Origin of the sequence: Scleromatobacter humisilvae, assembly GCF_023231945.1 — a bacterium.
Taxonomy (GTDB): Bacteria; Pseudomonadota; Gammaproteobacteria; order Burkholderiales; family Burkholderiaceae_C; genus Scleromatobacter; species Scleromatobacter humisilvae.
On the sequence record NZ_JAJLJH010000007.1, the window covers coordinates 199,445 to 211,054 of the forward strand.

General features: G+C 70.4%; 9 protein-coding genes. All 9 read right to left on the reverse strand.

The window, feature by feature from the left end; all coding sequences use genetic code 11:
* Positions 1–2: 2 nt before the first annotated feature.
* Positions 3–1,016 carry a DUF2167 domain-containing protein gene (locus LPC04_RS21030; RefSeq protein ID WP_275684247.1) on the reverse strand — a complete coding sequence of 338 codons (1,014 nt, stop codon included), beginning with the start codon at positions 1,014–1,016 and terminating at the stop codon, positions 3–5.
* 118 nt (positions 1,017–1,134) lie between these two features.
* Positions 1,135–2,403: a cell division protein FtsZ gene (gene ftsZ, locus LPC04_RS21035; RefSeq protein WP_275684248.1), complete on the reverse strand. Its 1,269-nt coding sequence runs from the start codon at positions 2,401–2,403 to the stop codon at positions 1,135–1,137.
* A gap of 216 nt (positions 2,404–2,619) precedes the next feature.
* Positions 2,620–3,852, reverse strand: a complete 1,233-nt coding sequence (gene ftsA / locus LPC04_RS21040) for a cell division protein FtsA (RefSeq protein WP_275684249.1) — start codon at positions 3,850–3,852, stop codon at positions 2,620–2,622.
* A 14-nt stretch (positions 3,853–3,866) separates the two neighbouring features.
* The gene (locus LPC04_RS21045; RefSeq protein ID WP_275684250.1) at positions 3,867–4,694 is read right to left on the reverse strand and encodes a cell division protein FtsQ/DivIB; all 828 of its coding nucleotides are present in this window, start codon (positions 4,692–4,694) and stop codon (positions 3,867–3,869) included.
* A 4-nt stretch (positions 4,695–4,698) separates the two neighbouring features.
* Complete coding sequence (locus LPC04_RS21050) at positions 4,699–5,706, reverse strand: D-alanine--D-alanine ligase (protein WP_275684297.1); 1,008 nt, start codon at positions 5,704–5,706, stop codon at positions 4,699–4,701.
* Positions 5,707–5,711: 5 nt separating this feature from the next.
* Entirely contained in the window at positions 5,712–7,145 is a 1,434-nt protein-coding gene (gene murC, locus LPC04_RS21055; protein WP_275684251.1) for a UDP-N-acetylmuramate--L-alanine ligase, read from the reverse strand.
* Complete coding sequence (gene murG, locus LPC04_RS21060) at positions 7,142–8,239, reverse strand: undecaprenyldiphospho-muramoylpentapeptide beta-N-acetylglucosaminyltransferase (RefSeq protein ID WP_275684252.1); 1,098 nt, start codon at positions 8,237–8,239, stop codon at positions 7,142–7,144. Before murG ends, murC begins: the two co-directional genes overlap by 4 nt.
* Entirely contained in the window at positions 8,236–9,516 is a 1,281-nt protein-coding gene (gene ftsW / locus LPC04_RS21065; RefSeq protein ID WP_275684253.1) for a putative lipid II flippase FtsW, read from the reverse strand. Before ftsW ends, murG begins: the two co-directional genes overlap by 4 nt.
* Complete coding sequence (gene murD / locus LPC04_RS21070) at positions 9,513–11,603, reverse strand: UDP-N-acetylmuramoyl-L-alanine--D-glutamate ligase (protein WP_338055456.1); 2,091 nt, start codon at positions 11,601–11,603, stop codon at positions 9,513–9,515. Before murD ends, ftsW begins: the two co-directional genes overlap by 4 nt.
* Positions 11,604–11,610 lie beyond the last annotated feature (7 nt).

The window sequence follows — 11,610 nt, forward strand, 5'->3', positions numbered from 1 at the left end:
GATCAGGCCGGGCGGCGGCCCGTGTCGGCGGACGCGGCGTCGTCGCCGAGGTCGACGTCGACCGCGGGGCGCGCGCTGCCGGGCGCGTCGGCCACGGTGTGGACGAAGGGCGGCACGGGCGTGCGGCGCTGCTTGCGACGCCAGAAGATGAAGGCGACCGCCGCCAGCAGGACCACGGCCAGCAAGATGGCCTTCATCGACTGCGCCGCGAAGGCCTGCGCCGCCGGGATGAAGCCCAGGCGCGGCTGCGTGATGCCCACGATCAGCGTCGAGAGCCCGTAGGCGGCCGTGCGATCGGTCTTCGCGTCGAAGTCCGCGTAGCGCTTGCCGGCGTTGAATTCCAGCGCCGCGAGCTGTTGTTCCGCGACGGGCTTCAACGCGGGCAGGTCCGACAGCGCCGTGACCAGGTTCATCATGAGATAGCCGTCACGGCCGAGCGCGTACGTGTTGTAGTTGACGAGCCGCGGTGCGTCGTCCTTCGCGCCCGCGACGCGCGAGCTCAGCGCCCACGCGAGGCGATGCGTCGCGCCGTCGTAGCGTGGCGGCTCGCTCCAGCCCGTCACCTCCATCGCCGGCACGCCGGCCTTCTCGCGCTCGCGGTTCTGCTCGTCGGTGCCGGTCTCGAGGCTGCGCAGCATCTCGTCGGCGTTCCAGGTGCGGGCGTCGTCGTCCTTGATGTAGCCGGTGGCCTGGAAGCGCACCGGCATGAACCAGCTCGCCTTCGGGTCGCGCGGCAGGATCAGGCCGGGCATGTCGGGGTTGCTGCCCGGGTTGCCGAACAGATCCAGCAGCCGGTCGGCCTGCGGCTGCGGCACGAAAATCTCGCCCGCCGGGACGTGCAGCACGGCCTGGTCGAGCAGCGCGACGTCCGCCGGGCCCTTCACGGCCACACGGCCGACCTCGTCCCACAGGCGCGCCTGCTCCGCCTGCGTCGGCACTGCGACGGCCGCGCCGACCGCGCAGGCCAGCCCCATCGCCGCGAGGGTCCGCGCGATCATGTCATCCCACTGCCGCATTCCGGCCTCCTGCCTGCGTCGAGTCGACGCACCTCCGCCGCCCACGCGTCGATGCGCGTTCGGGCGGTGTGTGCGAACCGTCCGGCGCCACCACGGCGCCGGCTGGTCCAAGACTCCCTCAATCCGCCTGCTTGCGCAAGAAGGCCGGAATCTCGATTTCATCCATGCCGTGCGAGCTCAGCGCCTCGACCTTGGCCGCGGCATGCTGGCGATGGCGCCAGACGCTGGGCGTGCCCAGGTGGCCGTAGTCCGGATTGGTCGGCATCGCCGGCGCGGGCTGGCCGGCATGCGCCTGCGCCGCGCCCATCATCGGCGCGTTGTTCATGGTCTGCGGCATCTGCGGCATCTGGTTGCCCATGATCGGCAGGTTGTCGGTGCCGGTGCGCAGCGCCTGCGTGGTCTGGATCACCGTCAGCGGCGCCTGGGCGCGGCGCGACTGCGACAGGCCCGTGGCGATCACCGTGACGCGCAGCTGGTCGCCCAGCGTCTCGTCGTAGGCGGTGCCGAAGATCACGTGCGCTTCTTCCGCGGCGTAGCGGCGGATGGTGTTCATCGCCAGCTTGCTCTCCGACAGCTTGAACGTCGAACGAGACGCCGCGATCAGCACCAGCACGCCCTTGGCGCCGGACAGGTCGATGCCTTCGAGCAGCGGGCAGGCCACGGCCGCGTCGGCGGCCTTGGTCGCGCGATCCGGGCCGGTGGCGATGGCGGTGCCCATCATCGCCTTGCCGGGCTCGCTCATCACGGTCTTGACGTCCTCGAAGTCGACGTTGACGAGGCCCGGGATGTGGATGATGTCCGAGATGCCGCCGACGGCGTTCTTCAGCACGTCGTTGGCGTACGCGAAGGCCTGGTCCTGCGTGACGTCGTCGCCCAGCACTTCCAGCAGCTTCTCGTTGAGCACCACGATCAGCGAGTCGACGTTCGCTTCCAGTTCCTGCACGCCGGCGTCGGCCGACTTCATGCGGCGATTGCCCTCGAACTCGAACGGCTTGGTGACGACGCCCACGGTCAGGATGCCCATCTCCTTGGCCACGCGCGCGATCACCGGCGCGGCGCCGGTGCCCGTGCCGCCGCCCATGCCGGCCGTGATGAACAGCATGTTGGCGCCCGAGATCGCGGCCTTGATCTCCTCCACCGCTTCCTCGGCCGCGGCGCGGCCGACTTCGGGCTTGCCGCCCGCGCCCAGGCCCTTGCCACCCAGCTGGATGATCTGGGTCGCACCCGAACGGTTCAGCGCCTGCGCGTCCGTGTTCGCGCAGACGAACTCGACGCCCTGGACGCCCTCGTTGAGCATGTGTTCGACGGCGTTGCCGCCACCGCCACCGACGCCAATCACCTTGATCTGCGTGCCCTGATCAAACGGTTCGATCATCTCGATTGCCATGATGTGCCTTCCTTCCTATTAACCTGTTGCAGTTGCCTGTGCTTCAAACCCGTACCTCTAGACCCAAAGAGCTGCGACTCGATCGCGTCGTGCGCGCCGGGCCTTATGCGGATGACGCCTCTTCGGCGAGCGCCGGGCCGCCCCAAGCTCGCCGGCCCCCCTCGGGGGGAGGGCCGGGCGCAGCCCGGACCAGGGGGCTCACCATCTCTCGTCATCTCAGAAATTCCCCATGAACCAGTCCTTCGCCTTGCCGAAGAACGTCTGCATCGATCCCGCCTGCGCCGCGGCCTTGTGCCCGCGGCTGTGCGCGACGCGCGCTTCCTCCAGCAGGCCCATGACGGTCGCCGAACGCGGGTTGGCGACCATGTCGAACAGCGCGCCCGAATAGGTCGGCAGACCCTTGCGGACGGGCTTGAGGAAGATGTCCTCGCCGAGTTCCACCATGCCCGGCATCACCGCGGTGCCGCCGGTCAGGACGATGCCGGAGGACAGCAGCTCCTCGCAGCCCGACTCGCGAATGACCTGGTGCACCAGCGAGAAGATCTCCTCGACGCGCGGCTCGATCACGCCCGCCAGCGCCTGCCGCGAGAGCATGCGGGGTGCCCGGTCGCCGAGGCCCGGCACTTCCACCTGCTCGGTGGCGTCGGCGAGCAGTTGCTTGGCGACGCCGTATTCGACCTTGATCTCCTCGGCGTCCTTCGTGGGCGTGCGCAGCGCCATCGCGATGTCGCTCGTGATCAGGTCGCCGGCGATCGGGATCACCGCGGTGTGGCGGATCGAGCCGCCCGTGAAGATCGCGACGTCGGTGGTGCCGGCGCCGATGTCCACCAGCGCGACGCCGAGATCCATCTCGTCCTGCGTCAGCACCGCCTGGCTCGACGCGCTCGGGTTCAGCACGAGCTGGTCGACCTCGAGCCCACAGCGGCGCACGCACTTGACGATGTTCTCGGCCGCGCTCTGCGCGCCGGTGACGATGTGCACGCGCACCTCGAGCCGGCTGCCGCTCATGCCGATCGGCTCCTTGACCTCGTGACCGTCGATCACGAATTCCTGCGGCTCGACCAGCAGCACGCGCTGGTCGTTGGGGATGTTGATCGCCTTGGCCGTCTCCACGACGCGGGCCATGTCGGTGGGCGTGACCTCGCGGTTGTCGCGCACGATCACCATGCCCGTCGAATTCTGGCCGCGGATGTGGCTGCCGGTGATGCCGGTGTAGACGCGCGAGATCTTGCAGTCGGCCATCATCTCGGCCTCCTTCAAGGCCTGCTGGATGGACTGCACCGTGGCGTCGATGTTGACCACGACCCCGCGCTTCAGGCCATGCGTCGGCGCGACGCCCAGGCCCGCGAGCCGCAGCTCGCCGCCCGGCAGTATCTCGGCGACGACGGCCATCACTTTCGCGGTGCCGATGTCCAGGCCGACGACGAGATCCTTGTATTCCTTGGCCATTGCTGTGTCGATTCCTATTGCTTGCCAGAGGCCTGTTGCGGCTGCTTCGCGTCAGCGTTCACCGACAGTCCCTTCAACTTCACGGCGTAACCTTCTGCATGCCGCAGATCCGCGCTCTCCAGCGGCGCGTTGAACTTGTGAAGCAGCTGCGGCAGCGTGCGGATGAAGCGCGTCGTGCGCTCCACCACCTCGTCGGGCGTGCCGCGACCGAGCTCGATCGCCGCGCCGTCGTCGAGCTCCACCTTCCAGCTGCCGCGGCCCGACAGCCGCAGCGTCGTCACTTCGGTGTCCATGCTGGCGAACATCGGCTGCAGGCGGCGGTACATGTCCAGCACCTGCGCCGACGTGCCGTCGGGGCCCGCGAACTGCGGCAGGCTGTCGTCCTCGACGTCGCCGACGTTGGCCTCGAAGACCTCGCCGTGGCTGTTGACCATCTTGTCGCTGCTCTCGTCGCCTTCCCACAGCGCGACGGGCTGGTGCTCCTCGAGCGAGACGACCAGCTGGTTCGGCCACACGCGTCGCACCACGGCGTGGCGCACCCACGGCACCTGCTCGAAGGCCGCGCGCGTGTGCGCCAGGTCCATCGTGAAGAAGTTGCCCGCGAGGTGCGGCATCGCGTTGGCGCGCACGGTGGTCACGCTGTTGCGCTGCAGGTCGCCCTCGAGGCGCACGTCGGCGAACTGGAACTGCGGCCGGCGCGCCGCCCAGCCGAGCGCCGCGGCCACCAGCGCCACCAGCGCCAGCGTGAAGACGATCGCGGCGATCGCATTCATCAGGCGCACGTCCACCGGCAGCGCGCTGGCGGGCGCGGCGGTGGCGGTGGCGGGTTGGCGCAGCAGCATGGTCCTACGCCGTCGGTTGTTCGTTCTTCGCGGGCTTGCCGCCGCGGCCGACCGGGTCGAGCGCGGCGGTGGCGATCAGGTGTGCGCACAGCGCCTCGTACGACAGTCCCACCGCGCGCGCGGCCATCGGCACCAGCGAGTGGCTGGTCATGCCCGGCGAGGTGTTCATCTCGATGAGGAAGGGCTTGCGGTCGTGGCCGCGGATGATCAGGTCGGCGCGGCTCCAGCTGCGGCAGCCGAGCGCGCGATAGGCCGCGACGGCCAGACGCTGCACGGCCTTCTCCTCGGCCTCGGGCAGGCCGCTCGGGCAGTGGTACTTCACGACGTCGGTGAAGTACTTGTTCTGCAGGTCGTACTTGCCTTCTGGCGCGACGATGCGAACGACCGGCAGCGCCATCGTGTCCCAGCCCTCGCCGACGACGGCCACCGTCACCTCGTCGCCGTCGATGAACTCCTCGCACAGCACATCGACGTCGTAGCCCGCGGCCAGGTCGACGGCCTCCTGCATCTGCGACCAGCTGCGCACCTTGGTCACGCCCACCGACGAGCCCTCGTGCGGCGGCTTGACGATCAGCGGCAGCCCGAGTTCGTCGGGCACCTTGCTGATGTACTTGTCGACCTGCTCCTCGCGGCTCAGCACGCGGCCGCGCGGCGTGGGCAGCACTTCGGCGCGCCAGACCCGCTTGGTCATGACCTTGTCCATCGCGATCGCGCAGGCCATCGGCCCCGGGCCCGTGTACGGGATGCCCATCAGCTCCAGCGCGCCCTGCACGCAGCCGTCCTCGCCGAGGCGGCCGTGCAGCGCGATGAAGCACCGCGCGAAGCCCTCGCGCTTGAGGTCGTCCAGCGGGCGCTCGGCCGGGTCGAACGCGTGCGCGTCGAAGCCTTGCGACTTCAACGCCGCCAGCACGCCCGTGCCCGACAGCAGCGAGATCTCGCGTTCGGCCGACGTGCCGCCCATCAGCACGGCGACCTTGCCGAGCCTGCTCGCTTCGTTGGGGGTCAATGACATGAAGTTCATTGCGCGCCTCCGTTCAGTGGCTGTGCCTTGATGTCGACGACGCGTTGCGGCACCGCCGCGATCGAGCCGGCGCCCATCGAGATGACGACGTCGCCGTCGCGCGCATGGTCGACGATGGCCGCCGCGAGATCGCCGACGTCGTCGACGAACACCGGATCGACCTTGCCCGCCACGCGCAACGCGCGCGCCAGCGAGCGGCCGTCCGCCGCGACGATCGGCGCCTCGCCGGCCGAATACACCTCGGTCAGCAGGATCGAGTCGGCCTGGCCCATCACCTTGACGAAGTCCTCGAAGCAGTCGCGCGTGCGCGTGAAGCGGTGCGGCTGGAACGCGAGCACCAGGCGACGGCGCGGGAATGCGCCGCGCGCGGCGGCAATGACCGCGGCCATCTCGACCGGATGGTGCCCGTAGTCGTCGATCAGCATGAAGGTGCCGCCGCCCTTGTCGGCATCGACCGGCTGCTGGCCGTAGCTCTGGAAGCGCCGGCCGACGCCGGTGAAGCTCTCGAGCGCGCGCGCGATCGCGGCGTCGGGCAGCTCCAGCTCGGTGGCCACGGCGATGGTGGCCAGCGCGTTGCGCACGTTGTGCTCGCCCGGCAGGTTCAGCGTGATCTCGAGGTCGGGCATCTGCACGCCGTTGCGGCGCTGGCACGTGAAGCGCATCTGGCCGCCCTCCAGTGCCTGCACGTTGACGGCGCGCACCTGCACGTCCTCGTTCATGCCGTAGGTGATCACCGGACGCGAGATCATCGGGATGATGGAGCGCACGCCGGGATCGTCGCCGCAGACCACCGCCGAGCCATAGAACGGCATGCGGTGCAGGAACTCGACGAACGCGGCCTTCAGGCGCGCGAAGTCGTGGCCGTAGGTGTCCATGTGGTCGGCGTCGATGTTCGTCACCACCGACAGGATCGGCATCAGGTTCAGGAACGACGCGTCGGACTCGTCGGCCTCGACCACGATGTACTCGCCCGAGCCGAGGCGCGAGTTGGCGCCGGCGCTGTTGAGGCGACCGCCGATGACGAAGGTCGGATCGACGCCGGCCTCGGCGAGCACGCTGGTGACCAGCGACGTCGTCGTCGTCTTGCCGTGCGTGCCCGCGATCGCGATGCCCTTCTTCAGGCGCATCAGCTCGGCCAGCATCACCGCGCGCGGCACCACCGGGATGCGGCGCGAACGCGCAGCGATCACCTCGGGGTTGTCGCCCTTGACCGCGGTCGACGTGACCACCGCCTGCGCGTCGGCGATGTTGGCCGCGTCGTGGCCGACGTGGATGCGGATGCCGAGATCGGCCAGGCGGCGCGAGGTCGCGCTGTCGGACTGGTCGGAGCCGGACACGGCGTAGCCGAGGTTGTGCAGGATCTCGGCGATGCCCGACATGCCCGCGCCACCGACGCCGACGAAGTGGATCTTCTTGACTGCGTGTTTCATGCCACGAGCCTTTCTAGTTCGTCGGCGACGCGAGCCGCCGCCTGCGGGCGCGCCAGCGCGCGCGCGCGTTCGGCCATCGCGAGCAGGTTCGTGCGCGTCGCGCCGCGCAGTTCCGCGGCCAGCCGTTCGGGCGTCAGCTCGGTCTGCGCAAGGTGCCGCGCGGCGCCGCGCTCGGCCATGTACTCGGCGTTGTCGCGTTGATGGGAGGTCGTGCTGATCACCAGCGGCACCAGGATGCTGGCGACGCCGGCCGCGCACAGCTCGCTGACCGTGATCGCGCCGGCGCGGCAGACGATCAGGTCGCACTCGGCAAGGCGGCGCGCCATGTCGTCGATGAACGGAATGACTTCCGCCTCGATGCCGCGCGCGTGGTACTCGGCCTGCACCGACGCCCAGTTCCTCTCGCCCGTCTGGTGCGTGACGCGCGGACGCTCGTTCTTCGGGATCAGCTTCAGCGCCAGCGGCAGCGTCTCGTTGAGCACCTTGGCGCCCAGGCTGCCGCCGACCAGCAGCACGCGCAGCGGCCCGGCGCGGTTGGCGAAGCGCTCGGCCGGCGGCGCGATCGCCTCGATCTCGGCGCGCACCGGATTGCCCGTGACCAGCGCCTTGGGCGTCTTGCGCGCGTCGTCGCCGTCGAAGCCGAACGCGATGCGGTCGCACGAAGACAGCAGCGACTTGTTGGACAGCAGCAGCGCCGCGTCGGCGTTGACCAGCACCAGCGGCTTCTTCAAGCGGCGCGCGACCTTGCCGCCCGGCACGCAGACATAGCCGCCCATGCCCAGCACCGCCGACGCGTTGCGCGTGCGCAGGATGTGCTTGCAGGCGCCGAACGCCGACACCAGCTGCCACAGGCCCTTGAAGGTGCCGAGCAGGCCCTTGCCGCGCACGCCGGCGAAGTTGATCGTGTCCAGCGGGATGCCGGACGGCGGCACGAGGCGGTTCTCCATGCCCGTTCGGGTCCCGAGCCAGCTGACCGTCCAGCCGCGCGCCAGCACCTCGCGGGCGACCGCGAGTCCCGGCATCACGTGGCCGCCGGTGCCCGCGGCCATCACGACGAGATGGCGTGGCGCGCGCGTGGCGAGTTCGCCGCTCATGTGCGCCCTCCCCGCATCAGCGCGCGGCTTTCCATGTCGACGCGCAGCACCAGCGCCAGCGCGACGAGGTTGAGCACCACGCCCGAGCCGCCGTAGCTCAGCAGCGGCAGCGTCAGGCCCTTGGTGGGCAGCACGCCCAGGTTGACGCCGAAGTTGATGAACGACTGCGCGCCCATCCACAGGCCCACGCCCTGGCACATCAGGCCCGCGAACACGCGATCGAGCGCGATGGCTTGGCGGCCGATGATGAACAGGCGCCGCGTCAGCCAGAAGAACGCCGTGACGACGATGAACACGCCGACAAAGCCCAGTTCCTCGCCGATCACCGCCAGCAGGAAGTCGGTGTGCGCCTCGGGCAGGTAGTGCAGCTTCTCGATCGAGTTGCCCAGGCCCTGGCCGAAGATCTCGCCATGGCCGAAGGCGATCAGCGAGTGCGTCAGCTGGTAGGCCTTGCCCTGGGCGTAGGTCGGGTTCCACGGATCGAGGTACGCGAAGATGCGCTGGCGGCGGAACTCGCTGAACACGATCATCAGCGTGAACGCGCCCAGCAGCACCGCCACGCTGAGCAGGAACATGCGGCCGTTGACGCCGCCGAGGAACAGCACGCCCAGCGCGATGGCGGCGATGACCATGAACGCGCCCATGTCCGGCTCGGCCAGCAGCAGCACGCCGATCAGGCCCAGCGCGACGGCCATCGGCCACACCGCCTTGACGAAGTTCTCCTTGACGTCCATCTTGCGGACCATGTAGCTGGCGGCGTACATGCACATGGCCAGCTTGGCGATCTCGCTGGGCTGGAAGCCGACGCCCGCCGTCGCGATCCAGCGCCGCGAGCCGTTGACGACCTTGCCCACGTGCGGCACGAGCACCAGCGCCAGGAACACCATCGCGAGCGCGAACAGCCACGGCGCCCACTTCTCCCACACCGAGATGGGGATCTGCGTGGTGGCGAACGCGAAGACGAGCCCGATGGCGATGAACACCGCTTGCCGGCTGAGGAAGTGCGTCGGCGAATACAGCGCGAAGCGCGGGCTGTCCGGCAACGCGACCGACGCCGAATAGACCATCACGAGCCCGAAGGCCAGCAGCGCGCACGTCACCCAGATCAACGCGGAATCGACGCCCATCACGCGCGCCGGCCGGCCCGCGTCGACCCAGTCGCGGATCGGCACGCGCTCGTCGCCCGACGCGGCCTCGCGGCGCTTGCGGAACCACTCGGCCGGACGGAAGCCCGGCCACTCGGGCACGTGCTGCTTGATGGCGGCGAAGACACTCATGCGAGCACCTCGCCGGCGTCATCCGCGATCGCGCGTACCGCCGCGACGAACACGTCCGCGCGATGCTTGTAGTCGCGGAACATGTCCAGGCTCGCGCAGGCCGGGCTCAGCAGCACGGCGTCGGAACCCTCGGCCTGCTTGTGCGCCCAGCGCGTGGCCTCTTCGAGCGTCGCGTGGCGTTCGAAGCGCACGCCGGCCGCCTGCAGCACGGCCTCGAGGCCTTCGGCGTCCTTGCCGATCGTCGCGGCCGCGCGCGCGTGGCGGCGCAGCGGCTCGGCCAGCGGCGCGAAGTCCTGGCCCTTGCCGTCGCCGCCGAGGATGACGACGAGCTTGCTCGGCGCGCGATCCTGCCCGAGGCCGTTCAGCGCGGCGACGGTCGCGCCGACGTTGGTGCCCTTCGAGTCGTCGAAGAACTCGACCGCGCCGATCATGCCGATCGGCTCGACGCGGTGCGGCTCGCCGCGGTACTCGCGCAGCCCGTGCAGCATCGGCGCGAGCGGGATGCCCACCGACGACGCGAGCGCCAGCGACGCCAGCGCATTGGACGCGTTGTGGCGGCCGCGGATGCGCAGCGCGTCGGCCGGCATCAGGCGCTGGATCACGAGGTCGTCCTCGTCGCCGGCCTTGCGCTTGATCGTCGGATCGAGCTCCATCGCGCGCACCAGCCACGCCATGCCGCCCTCGTCGACCAGGCCGAAGTCGCCCGGCGCGCGCGGCGCGTCGAGGCCGAAGCGCACGACGCGGCGCGACACCAGCTTCGCGCGCTCGCCGCGGCGCGTCGGCTTGATCGTGACCGGCGGCGGGATCATCGCCTCGACCGCGGCGTCGTCGCGGTTGATCACCATGACGGTGTCGGGCATCGCGTCGGTGCCGAAGATGCGCGCCTTCGCCGCGGCATACGCGGCCATCGTGCCGTGCCAGTCGAGATGGTCCTGCGTGACGTTGAGGACGGTCGCGGCGCTCGGGTTGAAGTCCTGCACCTCGTCCAGCTGGAAGCTCGAGAGCTCCAGCACCCACACCTGCGGCAGGTGGCTGAAGACCGGATCGGCCGGCGGCGGCGGGATCAGCGCGATGGCGGGCGCATCGTCGTCGGGCAGCCTGGCGGCCTCCTGGACTTCGGCGACCTCGTCGGCGAGCTGCTCGTCGGCGTGCCGTTCGTCGACGTCGTCGGCCAGTTGCGCCGGCACGTCGCTGCCATCGAGCGCCGAGAGTTCGCGCAGCTCGTCGGCGTCGTCGGTCTCGACGAGCTCGGCGTCGATCGCGTCCTCGGGCTCGACGGGCATCTCCAGCGCGGCGTCCGGATTCGCCTTGGCCGCCGCCTTCGCGGCCTTGGCCTCGGCACGCGCAGCCTTCGCGGCGGCGGCGTCCGCCTTGGCCTGGGCCTTCGCCTGCGCCTCGGCCTCCTTCGCGGCCGCGGCGGCGGCCAGCTCGGCGTCGAGCCGGGCCTGCTTCTCGGCGGCCACGCGCGCGGCCTCCTGGTCGATCGCGTCCTGCGCAGCCTTCGCGGCGGCCTCCTCGGCGTCGATCAACGCCTGCGCGGCGGCCTGCTCCGCGGCCTCGACGTCGGCCACCGCCTGCGCGGCGATCGCGGCGGCGAGGGTGTCCAGCATCGTCGGGCCGATGTTGCCGGCCACGGCCACGCTGCGGCCGGCGCGCTCGACGAGCTGGCCGGTCAGCGACGTCGTCGTCGTCTTGCCGTTGGTGCCGGTGATCGCGAGGATCTTCGGCACGTAGCCGCGCTCGGCCTTCAGCTGCGCGAGCGCCTGCGAAAAGAGGTCGAGCTCGCCGCGCACCGGCACGTTGGCCAGCTTGGCGGCCTGCAGCAGCGGCGCGAGGCGCGCGTCGCTCGGGCTCAGGCCCGGGCTCTTGTAGACGCGGGCGATGCCGTCCAGCGATCCGGCGGACAGCTCGCCCGAGAACAACGCGCTGCCCGCCACCTCGGCCGCCAGCGCCGCGGCCTGCGGCGGATTCTCACGCGAGTCCCACACGCGAACGCGCGCGCCCTGGCCCGCGCACCAGCGCGCCATGGCCAGACCCGAGGCACCCAGCCCCAGGATCAGCACGTTCTTTTCGGAGAGATCGCTCACTTGTCTT

What these genes read in the sequence shown, in the direction of transcription:
- LPC04_RS21030 (WP_275684247.1), bottom strand. Translation starts at nt 1,016, where the DNA reads ATGCGGCAGTGGGATGACATGATCGCGCGGACCCTCGCGGCGATGGGG.
- ftsZ (WP_275684248.1), bottom strand. Translation starts at nt 2,403, where the DNA reads ATGGCAATCGAGATGATCGAACCGTTTGATCAGGGCACGCAGATCAAG.
- ftsA (WP_275684249.1), bottom strand. Translation starts at nt 3,852, where the DNA reads ATGGCCAAGGAATACAAGGATCTCGTCGTCGGCCTGGACATCGGCACC.
- LPC04_RS21045 (WP_275684250.1), bottom strand. Translation starts at nt 4,694, where the DNA reads ATGCTGCTGCGCCAACCCGCCACCGCCACCGCCGCGCCCGCCAGCGCG.
- LPC04_RS21050 (WP_275684297.1), bottom strand. Translation starts at nt 5,706, where the DNA reads ATGTCATTGACCCCCAACGAAGCGAGCAGGCTCGGCAAGGTCGCCGTG.
- murC (WP_275684251.1), bottom strand. Translation starts at nt 7,145, where the DNA reads ATGAAACACGCAGTCAAGAAGATCCACTTCGTCGGCGTCGGTGGCGCG.
- murG (WP_275684252.1), bottom strand. Translation starts at nt 8,239, where the DNA reads ATGAGCGGCGAACTCGCCACGCGCGCGCCACGCCATCTCGTCGTGATG.
- ftsW (WP_275684253.1), bottom strand. Translation starts at nt 9,516, where the DNA reads ATGAGTGTCTTCGCCGCCATCAAGCAGCACGTGCCCGAGTGGCCGGGC.